Consider the following 20,322-nt stretch of genomic DNA (forward strand, 5'->3'; position numbering starts at 1 on the left):
GATCAATCTGTTCCCGCCCCTCTTCCCTTGCCTTCATGTCGCGTTTCGTACAAAAGCTGACGTAAACGCCGCGAAACCGAGGGTCTCGCCGTTTGCAATGCGGCTTCCGGCTTTTTTGCCGATGCGCCGCAACCTTGAAAGAGCGGAACAATGTCTGCGATCGAAGCCGGCGCTCGCGCGCCGGAAAATCTTTGGCGTCAGGAAATCAGGGCGACTTTGGCGCTCGCCTGGCCCATGGTGCTTACCAATCTCGGCCAGACCGCCATGACGGCCACCGACGTCATGATGATGGGCAGGCTGGGGGCGGACACGCTCGCCAGCGGTGCGCTTGGCGCCAATCTCTATTTCATGCCGCTGATCTTCGGCCTCGGCCTGATGCTGGCGACCTCGCCGATGATGGCGACCGAGCTCGGCCGCCGCCGTCATTCGGTGCGCGACCTGCGCCGCACCGTGCGCCAGGGCCTGTGGCTGGCGATCCTCATCTGCATCCCGATCTGGATCGTGCTTTGGCACGGCGAGCCCATTCTTTTGGCCATGGGCCAGGAGCCGGCACTGGCGCATCAGGCCGGCATCTACCTGCGCTGGCTGGAATGGGCGGTGCTGCCCTTCTACGGCTATATCGTGCTGCGTTCCTTCATCTCGGCGCTGGAGCGGCCGGGCTGGGCGCTGATCATCGTCTTCGTCGCGGTCGCCTGCAACGTCTTCTTCAACTGGGTGTTCATGTTCGGCAATCTCGGCGTGCCGGCCATGGGCATATCAGGCTCGGGCCTTGCCACCTCGCTATCCTCAACGCTGATGTTCGTCGGCATGGCCGCCGTGGTGATGTGGGAGAAGAAGTTCAGGCGCTATCGCCTGTTCGGCCGCTTCTGGCGGTCCGACTGGCCGCGCTTCAAGGGCCTGCTGCGGCTCGGCCTGCCGATCGCCGGCATCCTTGCCTTCGAAGTGACGATCTTCAATGCCGCGGCGCTGCTGATGGGGCTGATCGACGCGGATTCGCTTGCCGCGCACGCCATCGCCATCCAGATAGCGTCGATCTCCTTCATGGTGCCGCTCGGCCTCAACCAGGCGGTGACCGTGCGCGTCGGGCTTGCGCATGGCGCCGGCAATCGCGAAGGCGTTTCGCGCGCCGGCTGGACCGCCTTCGTCATCGGAGTCTCGTTCATGGCGCTGATGGGCCTGGTGATGATCCTGTGGCCGCATCTCCTGATCAGCGCCTTCATCGATCTGGCCAACCCCGCCAATACCAGGGTGATCACGCTTGCCGTATCGTTCCTGGTCTTCGCGGCCCTGTTCCAGGTCTTCGACGGCGCGCAAGCGGTTGCCGCCGGCATGCTGCGCGGCCTGCACGACACCAAGGTGCCGATGATCTATGCCGCGATCGGCTATTGGGGCGTCGGCCTGCCGCTGGGCGTGCTGCTCGCCTTCCCTTTCGGCTTCCACGGCGTCGGCATCTGGATCGGGCTGTCCAGCGGACTGGCGGTGGTGGCGGCGTTGCTTCTGGCGCGCTGGCTGCGGCGCGACCGCCTGGCTCCGCCTCTGGTGTTCGAACACTGATGCAGAGGGCCGCCTGGTTGTCCGGCGGCCTTTCCGTCCTTGTCGGCGTCAGCTGTTTTTGAGCGCAGGGCTGAACACCATCAGGCTCAGTATCTCGAACAGAACCTGGGCGCCGGCATGCGCGGTGTTGGTGGTCGCGTCATATTGCGGCGCCACCTCGACGACGTCGCCGCCGACGATGTTGAGGCCTTTGAGACCGCGCAGCAGTTCAAGCACTTCCCGCGTCGTCAGGCCGCCGACTTCCGGCGTACCGGTGCCCGGCGCGAAGGCCGGATCGACGCTGTCGATGTCGAAGGAGACATAGGTCGGACCGTCGCCCACGATCTTGCGCGCCTTATCGATGATGGCCGGGATGCCAAGGCCGGTCACTTCCTCCGCATGGACAACGGTCATGCCGGACTCGTAGGTGAACTCCCACAGATATTCGGCCGAACCGCGGATACCGATCTGGATGGTGCGCGTCGGATCGAGCACGCCATCGAGCACCGCGTTGCGGAACGGACCGCCATGGTGGAACTTGGTCATGTCGAACAAGCCGCTGGTATCGCAATGGGCGTCGATGTGGATCAGGCCGACCGGCGCCTTCTTGCCGACGGCCTTCAGGATCGGATGGCTGATCGAATGGTCGCCGCCGACCGACAAGGGAATGACGCCGGCCTCGACGATCTGGTTGGTGCGGCGCTCGATGTCCTCATGGCTGGTCTCGAGCCGGTAGCGGCTTCGGAACGGCACGTCGCCGATGTCGGCGACCCTAAGCTCGTGCGTGGGGGCGCATTCCAGCACGTGATTGTAGGGACCGATGCGCTCGATGGCGCGCAGCGCCCGCGGCCCGAAGCGGGCGCCCGGCCGGTTGGTGACGCCGAGATCCATCGGCACGCCTATCATCGCCACCTGCAAATCGCCGAAATCCGGGTTGTCGGCCGATATTTCACGATAGGGCGCGGCGAGGAAGGTGGGGATACCGGAATAGGGCGCAAGCCGCGTGCCTGACTTGGAGAATATCTTGTCGGCGACCTTGCGGAACTTCGGGTCGAACATTTCGCCGCCATGGCTCTCGCCGTATTTGCGGCGCAACGCGTCGAGCTTGCCGCTGTCATAACCCATGTCGGTTTTCTCCCGTCTGTCTTCTCCGGAGTGTCCGGTAGCGCCTTGGAAAAATCAATTGCGTTCGGACTGGTCCGCTGCCGCAGGCCTTTCTTTTTGTCGGGCCAGCCTGAAACCGGGCAGCGTTTTTGCAAATTCGATGCTATTAGGCCTGTCGCGATGATGGGTGGCAGGCAGCGAAGGCGGTACGAGACATGGCCAGGACCGATATTGCGCGGCGCGTCTACAACCATACCTGGAAGCTCGATCCGATCGTGCGCAGCCTGCTCGACACGGATTTCTACAAGCTTCTGATGCTGCAGATGATCTGGGGCATGTATCCCAAGGTCGACGCCACCTTCTCGCTGATCAACCGCACCACTTCGGTGCGGCTGGCCGAGGAGATCGACGAGGGCGAGTTGCGCGAACAGCTCGACCACGCCCGCACCTTGCGCTTCTCCAAGAAGGAGATGATCTGGCTGGGCGGCAACAATTTCTATGGCCGCAAGCAGATTTTCGAACCTGAATTCCTGGCCTGGCTGGAGAATTTCCGGCTGCCCGACTACGAGCTTTCCAGGCGCGGCGGCCAGTACGAGCTCTCCTTCAGCGGCCCGTGGATGTACACCACGCTGTGGGAAATTCCCGCGCTCGCCATCATCAACGAGCTACGTTCCCGCGCGGCCATGCGGGCCTTCGGACCGTTCGCGCTCGATGTGCTGTATGCCCGAGCCAAATCCAAGATGTGGGCCAAGACCGAACGGCTGAAAGCGCAGCCTGGCATCCGCATTTCCGACTTCGGCACACGCCGGCGCCATTCCTTCCTGTGGCAGCGCTGGTGCGTGGAAGCGCTGAAGGAAGGCATCGGCGAGGCCTTCACCGGCACCTCCAACGTGCTTCTGGCCATGGACAACGACCTCGAAGCGCTGGGCACCAACGCGCATGAACTGCCGATGGTGCTCGGGGCGCTGGCCAATTCGGAAAAGGAATTGAAACAGGCGCCTTACAAGGTGCTGCAGGATTGGCAGCGTTACTATGGCGGCAATTTGCTGATCGTGCTGCCCGACGCCTTCGGCACGGCTTCCTTCCTGCGCGACGCGCCGGACTGGGTGGCCGACTGGACGGGCTTTCGTCCCGACAGCGCGCCGCCCATCGAGGGCGGCGAAAAGATCCTGTCCTGGTGGCGCGAGAAGGGCAAGGACCCCAAGCAGAAGCTGCTGATCTTCTCCGACGGGCTCGAGGTCGAGACCATCGAGGAGACCTATCGCCACTTCAAGGGCAAGGTGCGGATGTCCTTCGGCTGGGGCACGAACCTGACCAATGATTTCGAGGGCTGCGCGCCTACGGCAACCGACAGCCTCGACGCCATATCGCTGGTCTGCAAGGTGACCGAGGCCAACGGCCGGCCAGCGGTCAAGCTCTCCGACAATCCGGCCAAGGCGACGGGTGACCTCAAGGAGATCGAGCGGTATCTGCGCATCTTCGGTGAAAAGGACCGGGTGGAGCAGTTGGTCAAGGTGTGAGTCGAGATCGGACTCATGGATAGTTCGAGTTCCTTCACGCCCCCCTCTGTCCTGCCGGACATGTTCGGCAGGACAGAGGGGGGCGCCGTAAAGTGCCTCCTCTCGCAAATTCTGCTCGTTTGCCTTGCGGCCTCGGCGCTATCCCTTCCAACCCCCGCCTTCGCCCACGCCTCCGACCGTGGCCATGTCCTGCTCCTGCCGACCGGCTACTATCTGGTCGGCGGCGCTTTCGCCGTGGCTGCCAGTTTCCTCGTGCTGGCGCTGCTGCCGGCGGATCAGCTCGGTCGCTTCTGGCGGCGGCGCCTGCCGCTGTTCACACTGGGTGACGGTGCGCGTGCCGCCCTCAGCCTGATATCTTTTGCCGGCTTTGCCTCTCTCGTCGCCGCCGGCTTTCTCGGCAGCCGCGATCCGCTCTCCAACCCGCTGCCTTTGGTGATCTGGACACTGCTGTGGGCCGGCTTCACGCTGCTGCAAGGTTTCCTCGGCGATCTCTGGTCTTGGCTCAATCCCTGGTACGGCCCGGTGCGTCTCCTGTCGCGCCTGGCCGGCCGAGGCGGTGAAGCGGCCTGGCGCCTTCCACCATGGCTCGGCTGCTGGCCGGCTGTTGTCCTGTTCTTCGCCTTTGCCTGGTTCGAGCTCATCGATCCGGCGCCCGACGATCCGACACGGCTGGCCTGGGCCGCCGGCCTCTACTGGTTGTTCACTTTGCTGGCGATGCTGTTGTTCGGTTATGGGGCGTGGGCTCGCGGCGGCGAGTTCCTCACCGTCTTCTTCTCGATGGTGGCACGCTTCGCGCCTGTCGTGCGCGACGAGCGCGGCCGGCTTGCGCTATGCTGGCCGGGCGCCAAGCTGCTGACCGCCGCGCCTTTGCCGGCAAGCGGCGTAGCCTTCCTGCTGCTCGCCCTGTCCTCGGTTTCCTATGACGGCCTGTCGAAGACCTTCTTCTGGCTGGGCCTGTTCGGCATCAATCCGCTGGAATTCCCAGGCCGCACGGCGGTGATCGGCAGCGGCAGTTTCGGCCTCGTCCTGACATTCGCGTTGCTTGCGGCGGTCTTCCTGCTTGCGGTGGCGGTCGGCCAGGCCCTCGCCGGCGGCGGCCACAGGCTTGGCAAGGCGGCGGGACTGCTGGTCTGGTCGATCGTGCCGATCGCGCTCGCCTACCATATCGCGCATTACCTGACCGCGCTGCTGGTCGACGGCCAATATGCGCTTGCAGCACTTTCCGATCCGTTCGCGCTCGGCTGGAACGTTTTCGGCACCGCCGACATGCAGATCGAGGCCGGCATCGCCGCCGGCGCGGGCTCGGCATGGTGGCTGTGGAACATCCAGGCCGGCGCCATCATTCTCGGTCACCTGCTTGCCGTGCTCGTCGCCCACGGCTTCGCCGCGCGCCTGCATCCGGTTCCCGCCCGCGCCGCGCTCAGCCAGTTTCCGCTCACCTTGCTGATGATCGCCTACACCGTCTTCGGCCTCTGGCTGCTCGCCACGCCGACCGTTGGCTAGTCGCAATGGAAATAAACCGGGATCCCCCCGGGGAAACGGCATTGCCGTGTCCGGACTTTGGTGATTTAGTTTGTACACATGCAATTTCGGCCGTCCGCAGGGAGCGGCCTGTTACGTTCCAGCCATTGGTCAAAACTCAAAAACAGGGGAACTGCCGTGACTGACAAGAATGGGTTTTTCGATCTCTCAAAGGCCGGTCTCACCCGCCGCACGGCGCTGAAGGGGCTGGCAGCAGGCGCCGGCCTGGCCGTCGCGCCCGGTTTCGTCCGCTACTCCCAGGCGCAAAGCTCCGCCCCGATCAAGATCGGCTTCCAGTCGCACCGAACCGGCATCGGCGCCGCCTATGGCCGCTGGTACGAGAAGACCACGGCCGCTGCGGTCAAGGCGATCAATGCCGCCGGCGGCATCAATGGGCGGCCGGTCGAAGTCATCATCGAGGATGACGGCACCGATCCCGGCCGTGGCGCCGAGGTGGTCGGCAAGTTCGCCACCCAGCACAAGACCGACATCGTCTTCGGCACTTTGTTCTCGCATGTCGTCATCGGCTCGGCACCCGCCGCCGGCGAAGCCAAGATGCCCTATTTCGTCGTCAGCGAAGGCCACCATGTCGCCTCGACCAAGCTCAACCGCTATGTCTTCCAGCCCGGCATCACCGACGTGAAGAGCCAGATCCAGTCGATGGCGCCGTGGATCGCGGCCAATGCCGGCAAGAAGGTGACGCAGATCTTCCCCGACTTCGCTTTCGGCTACGACCACCGCGACTACCTCCCGCCGGCGTTGAAGGCGCAGGGCGCAGAGGTCATCGCGCAGATCGCCATCCCGCCGACGGAGAGCTCCTTTACCAAATATTTCCCCCAGATCCCGGCCGAGACCGAGGTGATCTACCATGTCATGGTCGGCCCGGCCGTGCTCACCTTCGTCAAGGAGCTCGGCGAGTTCTACGGCTCCAACCGGCCGCAGCTGTTCGGCTTCATCGATTCGCTCGAAGCCGTCGACATCAACAGCCCCGGGCTCGAATTCCTGGACGGCAGTCATTTCTGGGAAGGCTCGCCGCGTTACGCCCAGGCCAACGATTCCGAGGCGCAGAAGGCCTATCGTGCCGCCGTCGGCATCGACGACAATGGCGCGGCCGTCGGCGACCCCAAGGATGTCTCCACCGCCGCGCACATGTTCGGCTGCTGGGAGACGCTCTACGTCGTCAAGAAGGCGATGGAGGATGCCGGCTACAAGGGCCCGGAGGACCGCGCCAAGTTGGTCGAGGCGACCGAGGCATTGACCGAATTCGCCGAAGGGCCCGAGCATCCGCAAGGACCAAAGACCTTCAACGGCAAGATCCACCAGTGCTTCGGCATCCAGAACATCTCCAAGGTCGAAGGCGGCAAGCTCAAGGTCGTGCACAAGACCAAGATCGAGGACGGGCTTTACGAGCCGGAGGGGGATTACACGACGCAGGCGCTGTGAGCTTGGTACTTTAAGCACAGTGCCCTTCGTCCTACCCCTCTCTGTCCTGCCGGACATCTCCCCCTCAAGGGGGGAGATCGGCAGTTTGTGCGAAGGCACCCGCCTACCAGCCTTGCCGATTGGCGAAGCCCGTGATTACAGCCAATCTCCCCCCTTGAGGGGGAGATGCCCGGCAGGGCAGAGGGGGGCGCCTCGCGCCTCCGTAACCGGGTAGCCCAATGCAGTTCGGTCCCCACCTCCTCCTCGCCGCCCTAGAAGGCCTCGTTACATCCGCCGTGCTGGCGCTGACGGCGCTTGGGCTGTCGCTGGTGTTCGGCGTCATGCGCGTCGTCAATGTCGCGCATGGCGAGTTCTTCATGCTGGGGGCGGTGCTGGCCTGGGCCATCTCGACAGCGATATCGGGCCATCCGGCGCTCGGGTTCCTGGCGGCGCTCATTATTGCACCGCTGATCGTCGGCGCCATTGCGCTGGTCGCCGAGCGGCTGGTGCTGCGCCGGCTGAACTACAATCCGGAAGCCACCATCGTCGCTACCATCGGCATGCTCTACATCATCCAGCAGCTGGCGCTGACCTTCTACGGGCCGGAAGCGCGCCCGGTAGAGCCGCCGTTCAGCTACCGCATCCTTTTGCCGTGGTTCGGCTATTCCGGATACAAGCTGTCTGTTATCGCGGCGTCCGTCCTCCTGCTCGTCATCACATGGCTGGTGCTGACCCGCACCAGGGTCGGCCTCATCATGCGCGCCACGCAGTATGACAGCGAGACGGCGCAGGCCTTCGGCATCCCGGTCGACCGCGTCTATGGCGGCGTCTTCGCGCTCGGCGCCATGCTGGCGGCGATCGCCGCGGTTCTGATCGTGCCGATCAGCCAGGCGCATTATCTGATGGGGCAGGATCCGCTGCTGCTTTCCTTCATCGTCGTCATCATCGGCGGTCTCGGCTCGCTGCGCGGAACCGTCATCGCCGCCGTGCTGATCGGCCTGTCGGACGGCATCGTCTCGATGTTCTTCTCGCCGACGCTGGCCAAGATCATCGCCACGCTGCTGGTCGCCATGGTGCTCGTGTTCCGGCCGCAAGGCCTGTTAGGGACGGCGACGCGATGAGCGAGGCCTCGCCGGCAAAAGCCTATGGCTTGCATCTCGGCATCATCGCGCTGCTTTTTGTGCTGAGCTTCGTGCTGCCGGATTATCATCACGGCCTCGTCGCCCGCATCATGGTGCTGGCGGTGTTCGCCATGGGCTACAACATGCTGTTCGGCTATGTCGGGCTGCTCAGCCTCGGCCATGCCATGTTCTTTGCCGCCGGCCTCTACGGCGCCGGCCTCGGCGTCATCCAGCTTGGCTGGAGCGTACCGGCGGCCTTGTTGAGCGGCATCGCCTGCGGCGCGGTGCTGGCACTGGTGATCGGGCTGCTGGCGCTGCGCACCACGGGTGTCGCCTTCATGATCGTCACCATGATGTTCGCGCAGATCTTCTACCTCCTCATCCTTTATTTTGCCGCCTGGACCGGCGGCGATCAAGGCATGGTGGTGCCGCAGCCGGCACGTGTCCTGAATTTCGGCGCGACCTCGCTCGATCTCACCAATCCGACGGTGCGCTATATGAGCGCGCTGGGGCTGTTCTCGTTCGTGCTTCTGATCACGCTGGCCGTCGTCCGCTCCCGATACGGCCGCGTGCTGGTCGCCATCCGCGAGAACGAGGAGCGGACAAAGATGCTGGGCTACGACACCTTCTCCAACAAGCTCGTGGCCGTGGTCGTCTCCGGCGCGATCTGCGCGGCGTCGGGCGCCGCCTATGCGCTGCTGTTCGGCTATGTCGGATCGAGCTTCGCCTCGATACAGTACTCGATCCTGCCGCTGCTCTGGGTGCTGCTCGGCGGCGCCGCCACAACGCTCGGGCCGCTGATCGGCACGTTGTTCATGTACTATGTCATCGACGTCACCAGCGGCTTCACCTCCGCCTATCTGCTGATCGTCGGCGTGGCACTGATCCTGCTGGTGCTGTTTTTCCCGAAAGGCATTCTCGGCACCACCCGCCAGCGCTGGCTCGGGTGGCTGCCATGACGCCGCTCTTGACCACCAAGGGCCTGTCGCGCAATTTCGGCGGCCTGCGCGCTGTCGACAATGTCGATTTCACGGTGGTGCCGGGCGAGATCCGCGCCGTGATCGGGCCCAATGGGGCTGGGAAGACCACCTTCGTCAGCCTGATCAGCGGCCGCATCCAGCCGTCTTCGGGGGCGATCATCTTCGACGGCGCCGACATTACCGGCCTGCCGGCCTATGCCAGGGTGCGCCGGGGCATCGCCTACACCTTCCAGATCACCAGCGTCTTCGCCAATCTCAGCGTCTACGACAATGTCGCGCTGCCGGTGCAGCTCACGCTGAGCGACGGCCTTTCGAAGGGCGCGATCAAGGCAGGCGTCATGTCGGCGCTCGAACGCACCGGCCTGGCCGACCGCGCCCATATGCCGGCCGGCCAGTTGTCCTATGGCCACCAGCGGCTGCTGGAGGTGGCGATGGGCCTGGCGCTGAAACCGCGCCTGCTGATCCTCGACGAGCCGACGCAGGGGCTGGCCGACAGCGAGATCGACAATTTCATCGCGCTCGTGCGCGACATCGCCGACAGCGCCACGGTGCTCCTGATCGAGCACAACATGCCTGTCGTCATGCAACTGGCCGACCGCATCACCGTCTTCAACGCCGGCAAGATCCTGGCCGAAGGCACACCCGAGGCGATCCGCGAAAACGCGGCGGTGCAGGAAGCCTATCTGGGGACGGCCCCATGATCGCGGCAAACTCCGAAGCGCTCACCATCTCGGGACTGGACTGTTTCTATGGCGAGGTCCAGGTGCTCTACGGCCTCGACCTGGTGCTGAACAAGGGCGAGGTGCTGTGCCTGTTCGGCCGCAACGGCGCCGGCAAGACGACGACGCTGAAAGCGATCATGGGCCTTGTCCCGGCCAGCGCCGGTTCGATCAAACTCGCCGGCCAGGAATTGACCGGCCTGGCCGCCCATGAGGTACCGAAGGCCGGCGTCGCCTATGTCCCTCAGGGCAGGCGGCTGTTCGCCGACATGACGGTGGCGGAGAACATCGAGATCGGGCTGATGGCGCGGGGCAAGGGCAAGGCCGTGCGGGAAAACGTGCTCGACCTTTTTCCATTGCTGCGCCAGCGGCTGCGGCAGCGCTCCGGCACCTTGTCCGGCGGCGAGCAGCAGATGCTCGCCATGGCGCGGGCGCTGTGCCTGGAGCCCCAGGTGCTGCTGCTCGACGAGCCGACCGAAGGGCTGATGCCGTCGATGATCGCAAAAATCCGCGAAACGGTGGCGAAGCTGCGCGAACTGGGCGTTTCCACCATCCTGGTGGAGCAGCGGGTCGACGCCGTGCTGTCGGTAGCCGACCGCGTCGCCTTCATCGAGAACGGCCGCAACCGCGAGACGGTCGATGTCGAGGCGTTGCGCGCCGACCCGTCGGCGGTCAGGCGCTATGTCGGCGTAGGCTGAGCACTACCTCCCCTGGTAGCCGTTCCGCGTCGACCCGCCTGGCGCCATCGCGGGCTTATCCAAAGAACAAAAACCCGGCGATCAAAAACGTCGGAATCAGCACCGCGCCCGACCATGCCATGTAGCCGAAAAAACCCGGCATGTTCACGCCGCGATGCCGGGCAATGGCGTAAACCATGAAGTTCGGCGCGTTGCCGATATAGGTGTTGGCGCCCATGAACACCGCACCCGCCGAGATCGCCGCCAAGGTCGAAGCGAGCTCCGTCATCAGATGCCGGGGAGCGCCGCCGGCGAGCTCGAAGAACACCAGGTAGGTCGGCGCATTGTCGAGGAAGGACGACAGCGCTCCGGTCAGCCAGAAATAGGCGAGATCGTTGGGCATGCCCTGCGCCGACGTGACGAGCGCGACCAGTGGCGCCAGCGCGCCTTCATGGCCGGCCCTCAGGATGGCGACCACGGGTACGATGCAGATGAAGATGCCGGCGAACAGTTTCGCCACTTCCGCGATCGGACCCCAGTTGAAGCCGTTGGCCTCGCGATACTCCTTGCGCGAGACGGCCAGCGAGACGAAGGCAAGCGCCAGGATGACGGCGTCGCGCACAAGGTTCTGCAGCTCGAGGTCCACCCCCTGGATGGAAAGACCGATGCCGGGCTTCCAGGTGGCGGAAAGCAGGATCGCGCCGATCACGCCGGCAAGCAGCGGCAGGTTGGGCAGGCCGCGGATGCGCACCTTCGTGTCCGGCGTCGGGTCCTTGATCTTTGGCGCGCCCCTTTCGCGGCGATGCAGCGTCATGTCGATCACCAGGAAGACGGCGAGCACGACGCCGCCGACGAACAGGGTCTCGCGCCAGAGGTTGGCGGTGGTCCAGAAGAAATCGACGCCGCGCAGGAAGCCGACGAACAGCGGCGGGTCGCCGAGCGGCGTCAGCGAACCGCCGATGTTGGACACCAGGAAGATGAAGAAGATGACGACATGGGCGTTGAACGCCCGGTTGTCGTTGGCGCGGATGAGCGGCCGGATCAGGATCATCGAGGCGCCGGTGGTGCCGATGACGGAGGCGAGCAGGGCGCCGATGAGCAGCAGCCCGGCATTGACCAGCGGCGTGCCGTGGATGTTGCCGGCCACGAGAATGCCGCCCGAAATGGTGAACAGCGCGAACAGGAGAATGATGAACGACATGTATTCGGTGAGCAGCGCATGCAGCACCGCTTCCGTTGCCAGCGTCGTGCCGAAGGCCGATGCGAGCGGCACCACCACGAGAGCCGCCCAAAGCGCTGTTATCTTGCCGTAGTGATGCTCCCAGATATGGTGGAAAAGCAGCGGTCCGGTGGCGATCGACAGCAACAGGCCGGCAAAGGGCAGCGCCCACCACAGCGACATCGTCCGGCCTGGCAGGCCGTGCTCCTCCGCGGCGAAGACCGTTTCTGGAAACAGCATCGCGACAGCCACCACGGCGCTTGCCGTCAAAGCTGTCGCTACCCGGACGGACCCCCTCTTTTCCCCCACGATGCGATTAGTCCGCCGCGTGGTCTTCGAGCGTCACGCCTGCTTGGCGCATCCTCGCCAGCATCGTCTCGACCGAACCGTTGAGATCGATGCCGCGGCAGGCATCGAGCCTGACCGTGGTCCTGAACCCTTGTTTGACCGCGTCGAGCGCCGAGAAGGCGACGCAGAAATCGGTCGCCAGGCCGACCAGGGTCAGCGTGTCGATGCCGCGCTCCCTGAGATAGCCGGCAAGGCCGGTCGGCGTCGTGTGGTCGTTCTCGAAGAAGGCCGAATAGCTGTCGATACCAGGCCGAAATCCCTTGCGGATGACGAGCTCTGCCTTGGTCCAGGCAAGACCCGAGTGAAAATCCGAGCCGAGGCTGCCCTGGATGCAATGGTCCGGCCACAGCGTCTGCTGCCCGTAGGGCATCTCGATGGTTTCGAAAGGCTGGGCGCCCGGGTGGCTGGAGGCAAAACTCGAATGACCGGCGGGGTGCCAGTCCTGCGTCAGCACGACGTGGTCGGTTCGGCGGATCAGGTCGTTGACCAGCGGCACGATCTCGTCGCCGCCGGCCACCGCCAGCGCGCCGCCAGGGCAAAAATCGTTCTGCAGGTCGATGACGACAAGCGCTTCGTCGGCCATGGGGGTTCCTTCCTGTCGGTCTCGGGCACGGGCTCCCAGGGGGATCCCGGCGAAAGAAAGCCGCTGGCGCGACCGGACGGAGAAACTTGACCAGATGGCGGGCCGCGTCAACCATTACAGCGCCGCGCGCACGCCCTCACGCGCAAAGGGTGCTGCGACGCCTTGATCTTGCGCAGAACAAATGGGCGGCACCGGCCTCCAGACGAGGTGCCCGGCAAACTCCGGCTTTGACAATTTCCGCCGACTTGATATCATTTGCATACGAATGAATTTGAGCCGGCCCGAACGCCGGCAGGTTCCCTCGGAAAGGCCCTTTTTCTGGGAAGGCAAAGCGTGATCCGTTACGCGAAACCCACCACGGTCGACGAGGCGCTCGCCCTGCTTGGCGAAGCTTCGTGGCGCATCCTTGCCGGCGGCACCGACTTCTACCCGGCGCAAGGCAGCAAGCCTTTCCGCGACAATGTGCTCGACATCAACGGGCTGGCGGCCCTGCGCGGCATCGCGGAGACCGAAACGCATTGGCGGATCGGCGCGCGCACCAGCTGGACCGACATCGTTCGCCACCCCTTGCCGCCGGCCTTCGATGCGCTGAAGGCGGCCGCGCGGGAGGTCGGGTCCGTTCAGATCCAGAATGTCGCCTCGATCGCCGGCAACCTCTGCAACGCTTCGCCGGCCGCGGATGGCGTGCCGGCGCTGCTGGTGCTCGACGCCGAGATCGAACTGCGCTCGGCGCAAGCGGTGCGCTACCTGCCGCTCGGCGAATTCATCCTCGGCAATCGCCGCACGGACCTGCGGCCCGGCGAGATGGTCATCGCCATCCGCGTGCCGAAAACGGCGGGCACGGGTATGTCGGCTTTCGTCAAGCTCGGCGCGCGGCGCTATCTCGTCATCTCCATCGCCATGGCGGCGGCACGCCTGGTGGTGCAGGACGGCGTCGTCACGCAAGCGGCGGTCGCCGTCGGTTCCTGCTCGGCTGTCGCAAAGCGGCTCGGCGGGGTCGAGGCGGCCCTGCGCGGACTGGCGGCGGATGATGGACTGGCCGCCGCGGTGCTGACCGCGCCGATGGACGAGTTGTCGCCGATCGGCGACGTGCGCGGCAGCGCCGAATACCGGCAGGACGCGGCGCGCGAAATCGTGGCCCGCGCCGTGCTTGCGGCTGCCGGGCCGGTGAGCGGCGACAGGGTGGCGGCATGAACAAAGCTCAGCCTGACATCAGCCTGGGTCGATCCCGCGGAACCCGATCCGACAGTGACGCGGGTCAGCCCAGCCTGGCGCGCGCCGAGATCGCCTTCGCGGTCAATGGCGCCGCCGTCTCGATCAACGTGCCGCCGCTGCGCCGGCTGTCCTCGGTGCTGCGCGAGGAATTGCTGCTGACCGGGACCAAGGTCGGCTGCGACGCCGGCGACTGCGGCGCCTGCACGGTGCTGGTCGATGGCGATCCGGTTTGCGCCTGCCTGATGCCGGCGGCATCGGCCGCCGGGGCGTCGGTGACGACGGTCGAAGGCCTAGCCAATGGCCGGCTGTCGGCGCTGCAGGCCTCCTTCCTGGCCCATGGCGCTGCGCAGTGCGGCATCTGCACGCCTGGCCTGCTGGTGGCCGCGACGGCCCTTCTGGAGAAGAAAGCCAGCCCGAGCGAGATCGAGGTGCAGGACGCGCTGGGCGGTATTTTGTGCCGCTGCACCGGATACCGCAAGATCGTCGCGGCGGTGATGGAGGCCTCCGTCCAGGCTGCAAGTCTGGATTACCGTCTGCCTCGGTCCGGCCACGCCATTGGCTCCTCCCCGATCCGGCTCGATGGCGTGCCGAAGGTAACGGGCGGTGAGAAATTCGGCGGCGATTCCTTCCCCGCCGATGCGCTTTCCGTGCTGGTGGTCCGCTCGCCGCACTACCATGCCAGCTTCGCCTTCGGCGACCTCGATGGCTGGGCAAAAGCGCATCCCGGCATCGCCGGCGTCTTCACGGCGGCCGATATCCCGGGAAAGAACTGTTTTGGCGTGATCGGTCCGTTCGCCGACCAGCCGGTTCTCGCCGAAGGCAGCGCGCGGTTTCGCGGCGAGGCGGTGGCCGTGGTGGCCGGCGAGCGCGAGGCGATGCTCGATCTGGATTTGTCGGATTTCCCGATCCGCTGGACCGAATTGCCGCACCTGTCGCAGCCTTGCGAAGCACGGGCCGAAGGCGCGGCACTGATCCATGCGAACCGTCCGGGAAATCTTCTGACCAAGGGCTTCGTCGAACGCGGCGATCCCGAGGCGGCGCTTGGCGATGCCGCCGTCACGGTGACCGGCGCGATCGAGACGTCCTATGTCGAGCATGCGTATATCGAGCCGGAAGCCGGCCATGCCTATATGGATGGCGACACGCTGGTCATCGTCGCCTGCACGCAGGCACCCTATATGGACCGCGACGAGACGGCGAAGGTGCTGGGCCTGCCCGTCGACAAAGTTCGCATCGTGCCGACCGCGACCGGCGGCGGCTTCGGCTCGAAACTCGACGTGTCGCTGCAACCTCTGATCGGCCTGGTGGCGATGAGGACCGGTCGGCCGGCCGCACTTGCCTACACCCGCAACGAATCGATGATGTCGACCACCAAGCGCCATCCGGCGCAGATGCAAGCGACCATCGGCGCCGATGCCGAGGGTCATGTCACCGGCATGATTTTTTCGGGCGATTTCAACACCGGCGCCTATGCCAGCTGGGGACCGACGGTTGCCAATCGCGTGCCGGTGCATGCCTCCGGTCCCTATGCGACGCCGAACTATCGCGCCGAGGGTCGCGCCATCCATACAAATGGACCGATTTCCGGCGCCTTTCGCGGCTTCGGCGTGCCGCAGGCGACAATCATGCAGGAGACGCTGTATGACGAGCTGGCTGATAAGCTCGGGATTGACCGACTCGATTTTCGCTTGAAGAACTGCCTTCGGAACGGCTCCGAAACGGTTACAGGACAGCTTCTGGAGTCCGGCGTCGGCATTGCCGAGTGCCTCGATGCCCTGCGGCCGCATTGGTCGCGTGCAACGGCTGACGCGGATGCCTTCAACAGTGCCAGCGCGGATAAAAAGCGCGGCGTCGGCATCGCCTCCTGCTGGTATGGCTGCGGCAACACCTCGCTGCCCAATCCGTCGACCATCCGGGTTGGCATTGCGGCGTCAGGCGAGATCATCCTGCACCAGGGCGCCGTCGACATCGGCCAGGGCTCCAACACCGTCATCCCGCAAATCTGCGCCGACGCGCTCGGCTTGCCCCTGGAAAAGTTTCGGCTGAAAGGCGCCGATACCGCGATCACTCCCGATGCCGGCAAGACCTCGGCGTCGCGCCAGACCTTCGTCACCGGCAGGGCGGCCGAGAAGGCCGGCCGTGCCTTGCGCGATGAGATCCTGCGTTTTGCCAATGTCTCGCAAAAGGCGTCGCTTCAACTCGACGGCCCGGCGATCGTCATCCGCGAGGGCGAGGCGACCCGCCGCATCGATCTCGGCTCGCTCGATGAGGATGGAGACGGCTTCGTCTTCCGCGCCGAGGAGACCTACGATCCGCCGACCTTGCCGCTCGACGCCAAGGGCCAGGGCAAGCCCTATGCGGTCTATGGTTACGGCGCGCAGATCGCCGAGCTCGAAGTCGACCTCAAGCTCGGCACGGTCAAGCTGGTCAAGATCACCGCCGCGCATGACGTCGGCAAGGCGATCAACCCGCTGCTGGTCGAGGGCCAGATCGAGGGCGGCATCGCGCAAGGCATCGGCATGGCGCTGATGGAAGAGTATATTCCCGGCCGCACAGAGAATTTACACGATTATCTCATTCCGACCATCGGCGACGTGCCGCCGATCGAGACGATATTGATCGAGGTGCCAGACCCGGAAGGGCCATTCGGGGCCAAGGGCTTGGGTGAACATGTGCTGATTCCGACGGCGCCGGCGATCCTCAATGCCATCCGCCATGCGACCGGTATTGCGATCACCAAAGTTCCGGCGACGCCGACTCGCATCCGCGCCGCCATCCGCGAGAAGGAGGCACGCAGATGAGCGAGCTTGCCGAACGCTTCGAAACCCATGATCCCGGCGAGAAGCTGGTGGCGGAGAAGATCCGCTGCGATGCCTGCCCTGTCATGTGCTACATCGCCGATGGCCGCACCGGCGCTTGCGACCGCTACGGTAATGCCGGCGGCCGGATCGTGCGCATGGACCCGCTGACCATTCTCGATCATACCGCCGAGATCGGCGGCGCTGTCGTGCCCTTCGTCGCAGAGGGCGAGGCCTGGGACGGCGAACTGGTCAACACCGGCCGCCGCTTCGTCACGGCGATCGGCGCCGGAACCACCTATCCCGACTACAAGCCGGCGCCCTTCATCGTCAGCCAGCAGGTCGAGGGCGTCGATCTCGTCACCGTGGTCACCGAAGGCATCTTCTCCTATTGCGGCGTCAAGGTGAAGATCGACACCGACCGTCATATCGGACCCGAAACGGCTGTCGTACGATCGCAAAGCGAGGCGATCGGCCATGTCACGACGGGCGAATATGGCTCGCAGATGTTGTCGCTGGGCGGTGTGCATCATCTGACCGGTGGCTCCAAAGCTGAAGGCCGCGCCACCTGCGATGCGCTGCTCGATTTGTGCAACCGCAAGCCGGTTGAACTGACCATCGACGGCGGCGCGACCGTCATCGTCGAAGCCGGCAAACCGCCTGTGATCGACGGCAAGCAGGAGCACCGCATGCGGGTCGGCTGCGGCTCGGCGACCATCGGCATGTTCGCCACTCAATGGCGCGGGCTGGTCGACGAGGTGGTGGTGGTCGACGATCACATCACCGGCGTCGTCTCGGAGCATCAGGCCGGCAAAGTGCTGGGCTGGCAGGACACGGGGATAAAGATCATCGGCCGCCGCTCGACCCCTGGCCGCTATTTCAAGGTGTCCGAGCCTGGCCTCGGCTGGGGCGGCACCAGCATTTCGGATCCGCTGTCGATCCTGGGCGAATGGAACGCCAAGAAGGGCGCGCGGCCCGGCCTGTCGCTGCTGATGGTCTCCACCACCGGCGAACAGTTCGCCTATTACGAACTCGACGACGATCTGAAGCCGGTCGAAAAACCTTTTCCCGAGCGGTTGCAAAAATCCGTGGGACTGATCGAGGACAATTGCGAACCGGCGCTGTGCACCGTGCTGTTCATCGGCGGCGCCGGCGGCTCGCTGCGCGCCGGCGTCACCGAGAATCCCGTCAACCTCACCCGTTCCGTGCAGGGCCTGACTACCTATGTGACGGTCGGCGGCGCGCCGGTCTATGTCTGGCCGGGCGGCGGCATCACGCTGATGGTGGATGTCATGCGCGTGCCGGAAGGCGCCTTCGGCTACGTGCCGACGCCGGCGCTGGTGGCGCCGATCGAATTCACGCTGCGCCGCGACGATTATGTCAGGCTCGGCGGCTACGAGGCCGAGATCCGCAGCCTCGAGGACATCGTCGCCAAGGGTGGCGAGTATCTGAACGCGCGCCGGGGCGACGGTGCGCCGGCCCGCAACCCATGGCCGCCGCTCGCACAGTTAAGGCGCGCCGCGTCGAACGGAGCCGGATGATGGACGGCCCGCAAGCGATGCCCGGCCCGCAGGCGCATTGGCTGCAGGACGGCAAGCGGCTGCACCTCAACCACGGGCCGATCGACCTGGTCGTCGAGGTCTTCGGCGAGGCGGATGAGCGTCGCGCCGCCTACGCGCAGGCCGTCGCGCGTTTCCAGACGATCCTGACTGAGTTGGTCGAGGAGCTTCCCGAATTGCGCCTCCCGGCATTTTTCCTGGCGCCGCGCAGCTTCGCCGGCCCGACGGCGCGCCGCATGGAAGCAGCCGTCATGCCCTTGGCGGAATGCTTCATCACACCGATGGCCGCTGTTGCCGGATCGGTAGCCGACGAAATGCTCGCCGCGCTGCTCGTCGGTCGCAAGCTCGATCGCGCCTATGTCAACAATGGTGGCGATAGCGCCCTCCATCTTGCCAAGGGCACATCGATCGGCCTGATCATTGCCGGCACCGGCAACGGCATGGCCGACCGGATCACGATCCGCGCGGAAGATGGGGTGCGCGGTGTCGCCACCAGCGGCTGGCGCGGCCGTTCGTTTTCCCTGGGCATTGCAGACGCCGTCACCGTGCTGGCACGGACCGGTGCCGAAGCCGATGCGGCGGCGACGCTCATCGCCAACGCAGTGGATCTGCCCGGCAATCCTGCGATCAAGCGCATTCCCGCACTCGACCTGTCGCCCGACAGCGATCTGGGCTCGCGGCTGGTGACGCAAGGCGTCGGTCCGCTTGCCCCTGGCGAGGTGGCGCGCGCACTGGACAATGGCCTTGCCGTCGCCGAAGATTTTCGCCGGCGCGGCCTAATTGCCGGATCGGCGCTGTTTCTCGGTGGCGAGGCCCGCATCAGCGGCTCCGTTGCACTCGCTGCGCCCAACAAGCACGAACTGGAGGAAGTTGCCCATGCCTGAGTTTCCGGTCCGCAAGATCGCGGTTGTGACCGAAGAGATCTTTCATGAAGGCGGGCCGGTGGCCAAGGTGCCGCGCCGTCGCGCTGCCGCTCTCGCCGTTGTCAAGAACCCGTTCGCCGGGCGCTATGTCGAGGAGTTGCAGAGCGCCATGGACGATCTGAAGCCGCTCGGGCTGATGCTGGCCGACCGGCTGATCGCGGCATTGGGTGGCGACGTGAAGCAGATCGACGGTTATGGCAAAGGCGCCATCGTCGGCACATCGGGCGAACTCGAGCATGGCGCGCTTTGGCATGTGCCGGGCGGCTACGCGATGCGCGAACGGCTCGGCGACGCCAAGGCGATCGTGCCGTCGGCGAAAAAGGTCGGCGCGTTCGGTTCGCGGCTGGACGTGCCGCTCGGCCACATCAACGCCGCCTATGTGCGCAGCCATTTCGACGCCATGGAAGTCGGCGTCAGCGACGGCCCGCGTTCCGACGAGATCCTGTTCTGCCTCGCCATGACCTGCGGCCCGCGCATCCATAATCGCATGGGTGGGCTCGCGGCCGACGACATCAAGGCCTGGGACGGGCTGCGGTGAGCGGCGAGGACAATCTGCTGAAGCTGGTCGAGGCCGAAGAGGCCGAGGATCAGGACTACCACCTGCAGGAGCAGGTCGGCTTCATCCTGCGCAAGGCGCACCAGCGCCACGTCTCGATCTTCGCCGCGCGTATCGGCGACCTGACGCCGCCGCAATTCGCGGCACTGGCCAAGCTGCGCGACGTCGGCGAGACTTCGCAGAACCAGCTCGGCACGCTGATTGCAATGGACGCGGCGACGGTCAAGGGCGTCATCGACCGGCTGAAGGCGCGCGGCCTCGTCGAACTTTCCAAGCACGAAGGCGACAAGAGGCGGCTGCTGGTCAATTTGACCGCCGAAGGACGCGAGGCGATCGAACGCCTGATCCCGCTGGCGCGCGAGATTACGGAGGAAACCTTGGCACCGCTCACGGCCAAGGAGATCGCCACCTTCATGAAGCTGCTGGCGAAATTGGCGTAGGGCCGGCGGCGAGGTCCTTTCCTCTCCCTCCGGACGGGAACCACCTGGCCCGCCGCCGACGGATATTGAAAGGGGCCAGAGCGC

17 protein-coding genes are annotated in these 20,322 nt (G+C 65.3%); 14 read left to right on the forward strand and 3 right to left on the reverse strand.

Translation table 11 applies throughout. From position 1 onward, the window contains the following. Nucleotides 1–150 precede the first annotated feature (150 nt). The gene (locus FJ964_RS17755) at nt 151–1,554 is read left to right on the forward strand and encodes an MATE family efflux transporter (RefSeq protein ID WP_140551595.1); all 1,404 of its coding nucleotides are present in this window, start codon (nt 151–153) and stop codon (nt 1,552–1,554) included. A gap of 48 nt (nt 1,555–1,602) precedes the next feature. Here FJ964_RS17755 and speB read toward each other — a convergent pair whose 3' ends face one another. Continuing rightward, nucleotides 1,603–2,658: an agmatinase gene (gene speB / locus FJ964_RS17760; protein ID WP_140551596.1), complete on the reverse strand. Its 1,056-nt coding sequence runs from the start codon at nt 2,656–2,658 to the stop codon at nt 1,603–1,605. A gap of 194 nt (nt 2,659–2,852) precedes the next feature. Here speB and pncB point away from each other — a divergent pair, with 194 nt between their 5' ends. The 7 genes from pncB to FJ964_RS17800 all read left to right on the forward strand — a co-directional run bounded on the left by pncB (nt 2,853) and on the right by FJ964_RS17800 (nt 10,618). Then, on the forward strand, nt 2,853–4,157 hold the full coding sequence (gene pncB, locus FJ964_RS17765; protein ID WP_140551597.1) for a nicotinate phosphoribosyltransferase: 1,305 nt from the start codon (nt 2,853–2,855) through the stop codon (nt 4,155–4,157). Nucleotides 4,158–4,217: 60 nt separating this feature from the next. Next, entirely contained in the window at nt 4,218–5,660 is a 1,443-nt protein-coding gene (locus FJ964_RS17770) for a hypothetical protein (RefSeq protein ID WP_140551771.1), read from the forward strand. Nucleotides 5,661–5,816: 156 nt separating this feature from the next. Further along, entirely contained in the window at nt 5,817–7,121 is a 1,305-nt protein-coding gene (locus FJ964_RS17775; RefSeq protein ID WP_140551598.1) for an ABC transporter substrate-binding protein, read from the forward strand. A gap of 218 nt (nt 7,122–7,339) precedes the next feature. Continuing rightward, the gene (locus FJ964_RS17785) at nt 7,340–8,221 is read left to right on the forward strand and encodes a branched-chain amino acid ABC transporter permease (RefSeq protein ID WP_140551599.1); all 882 of its coding nucleotides are present in this window, start codon (nt 7,340–7,342) and stop codon (nt 8,219–8,221) included. Continuing rightward, nucleotides 8,218–9,180 carry a branched-chain amino acid ABC transporter permease gene (locus tag FJ964_RS17790; RefSeq protein ID WP_140551600.1) on the forward strand — a complete coding sequence of 321 codons (963 nt, stop codon included), beginning with the start codon at nt 8,218–8,220 and terminating at the stop codon, nt 9,178–9,180. Before FJ964_RS17785 ends, FJ964_RS17790 begins: the two co-directional genes overlap by 4 nt. After that, the gene (locus FJ964_RS17795; protein ID WP_140551601.1) at nt 9,177–9,902 is read left to right on the forward strand and encodes an ABC transporter ATP-binding protein; all 726 of its coding nucleotides are present in this window, start codon (nt 9,177–9,179) and stop codon (nt 9,900–9,902) included. Before FJ964_RS17790 ends, FJ964_RS17795 begins: the two co-directional genes overlap by 4 nt. Beyond that, nucleotides 9,899–10,618, forward strand: a complete 720-nt coding sequence (locus FJ964_RS17800; protein WP_140551602.1) for an ABC transporter ATP-binding protein — start codon at nt 9,899–9,901, stop codon at nt 10,616–10,618. The genes FJ964_RS17795 and FJ964_RS17800 overlap by 4 nt, the downstream gene beginning before the upstream one ends. Before the next feature lie 55 nt (nt 10,619–10,673). On the opposite strand, the gene FJ964_RS17805 is transcribed toward FJ964_RS17800, so the two are convergent. Together FJ964_RS17805 and pncA are read right to left on the reverse strand one after the other, a co-directional pair. Then, on the reverse strand, nt 10,674–12,056 hold the full coding sequence (locus FJ964_RS17805; protein ID WP_140551603.1) for a sodium:proton antiporter: 1,383 nt from the start codon (nt 12,054–12,056) through the stop codon (nt 10,674–10,676). A 76-nt stretch (nt 12,057–12,132) separates the two neighbouring features. Next, on the reverse strand, nt 12,133–12,747 hold the full coding sequence (gene pncA / locus FJ964_RS17810; protein ID WP_140551604.1) for a bifunctional nicotinamidase/pyrazinamidase: 615 nt from the start codon (nt 12,745–12,747) through the stop codon (nt 12,133–12,135). A gap of 333 nt (nt 12,748–13,080) precedes the next feature. Here pncA and FJ964_RS17815 point away from each other — a divergent pair, with 333 nt between their 5' ends. Genes FJ964_RS17815 through FJ964_RS17840 form a run of 6 tightly spaced genes read left to right on the forward strand, consistent with a single transcriptional unit; the run spans nt 13,081 to nt 20,238 of the window. Continuing rightward, complete coding sequence (locus tag FJ964_RS17815) at nt 13,081–13,941, forward strand: xanthine dehydrogenase family protein subunit M (RefSeq protein ID WP_140551605.1); 861 nt, start codon at nt 13,081–13,083, stop codon at nt 13,939–13,941. Continuing rightward, a complete protein-coding gene (locus FJ964_RS17820) occupies nt 13,938–16,763 on the forward strand; it encodes a molybdopterin-dependent oxidoreductase (protein ID WP_224713353.1) in 2,826 nt (941 codons plus the stop codon). The genes FJ964_RS17815 and FJ964_RS17820 overlap by 4 nt, the downstream gene beginning before the upstream one ends. Continuing rightward, a complete protein-coding gene (locus FJ964_RS17825; protein WP_140551606.1) occupies nt 16,760–18,301 on the forward strand; it encodes a 6-hydroxynicotinate reductase in 1,542 nt (513 codons plus the stop codon). Before FJ964_RS17820 ends, FJ964_RS17825 begins: the two co-directional genes overlap by 4 nt. 17 nt (nt 18,302–18,318) lie before the next feature. After that, complete coding sequence (locus tag FJ964_RS17830) at nt 18,319–19,203, forward strand: UPF0280 family protein (protein ID WP_140551773.1); 885 nt, start codon at nt 18,319–18,321, stop codon at nt 19,201–19,203. Continuing rightward, nucleotides 19,196–19,780, forward strand: coding sequence for an amino acid synthesis family protein (locus tag FJ964_RS17835; RefSeq protein WP_140551607.1), 585 nt, complete (start codon nt 19,196–19,198; stop codon nt 19,778–19,780). Before FJ964_RS17830 ends, FJ964_RS17835 begins: the two co-directional genes overlap by 8 nt. Beyond that, the gene (locus FJ964_RS17840) at nt 19,777–20,238 is read left to right on the forward strand and encodes a MarR family transcriptional regulator (RefSeq protein ID WP_140551608.1); all 462 of its coding nucleotides are present in this window, start codon (nt 19,777–19,779) and stop codon (nt 20,236–20,238) included. Before FJ964_RS17835 ends, FJ964_RS17840 begins: the two co-directional genes overlap by 4 nt. Nucleotides 20,239–20,322: the final 84 nt, after the last annotated feature.

This window comes from Mesorhizobium sp. B2-3-2 (assembly GCF_006442295.1).
Lineage (GTDB): Bacteria > Pseudomonadota > Alphaproteobacteria > Rhizobiales > Rhizobiaceae > Mesorhizobium.

Bases quoted from the DNA above. Each gene is read 5' to 3' on its own strand.
- pncA (WP_140551604.1), bottom strand. From the start codon at position 12,747: ATGGCCGACGAAGCGCTTGTCGTCATCGACCTGCAGAACGATTTTTGC.
- FJ964_RS17800 (WP_140551602.1), top strand. From the start codon at position 9,899: ATGATCGCGGCAAACTCCGAAGCGCTCACCATCTCGGGACTGGACTGT.
- speB (WP_140551596.1), bottom strand. From the start codon at position 2,658: ATGGGTTATGACAGCGGCAAGCTCGACGCGTTGCGCCGCAAATACGGC.
- FJ964_RS17835 (WP_140551607.1), top strand. From the start codon at position 19,196: ATGCCTGAGTTTCCGGTCCGCAAGATCGCGGTTGTGACCGAAGAGATC.
- pncB (WP_140551597.1), top strand. From the start codon at position 2,853: ATGGCCAGGACCGATATTGCGCGGCGCGTCTACAACCATACCTGGAAG.
- FJ964_RS17820 (WP_224713353.1), top strand. From the start codon at position 13,938: ATGAACAAAGCTCAGCCTGACATCAGCCTGGGTCGATCCCGCGGAACC.
- FJ964_RS17755 (WP_140551595.1), top strand. From the start codon at position 151: ATGTCTGCGATCGAAGCCGGCGCTCGCGCGCCGGAAAATCTTTGGCGT.
- FJ964_RS17790 (WP_140551600.1), top strand. From the start codon at position 8,218: ATGAGCGAGGCCTCGCCGGCAAAAGCCTATGGCTTGCATCTCGGCATC.
- FJ964_RS17770 (WP_140551771.1), top strand. From the start codon at position 4,218: ATGTTCGGCAGGACAGAGGGGGGCGCCGTAAAGTGCCTCCTCTCGCAA.
- FJ964_RS17830 (WP_140551773.1), top strand. From the start codon at position 18,319: ATGCCCGGCCCGCAGGCGCATTGGCTGCAGGACGGCAAGCGGCTGCAC.
- FJ964_RS17785 (WP_140551599.1), top strand. From the start codon at position 7,340: ATGCAGTTCGGTCCCCACCTCCTCCTCGCCGCCCTAGAAGGCCTCGTT.
- FJ964_RS17825 (WP_140551606.1), top strand. From the start codon at position 16,760: ATGAGCGAGCTTGCCGAACGCTTCGAAACCCATGATCCCGGCGAGAAG.
- FJ964_RS17795 (WP_140551601.1), top strand. From the start codon at position 9,177: ATGACGCCGCTCTTGACCACCAAGGGCCTGTCGCGCAATTTCGGCGGC.
- FJ964_RS17805 (WP_140551603.1), bottom strand. From the start codon at position 12,056: ATGCTGTTTCCAGAAACGGTCTTCGCCGCGGAGGAGCACGGCCTGCCA.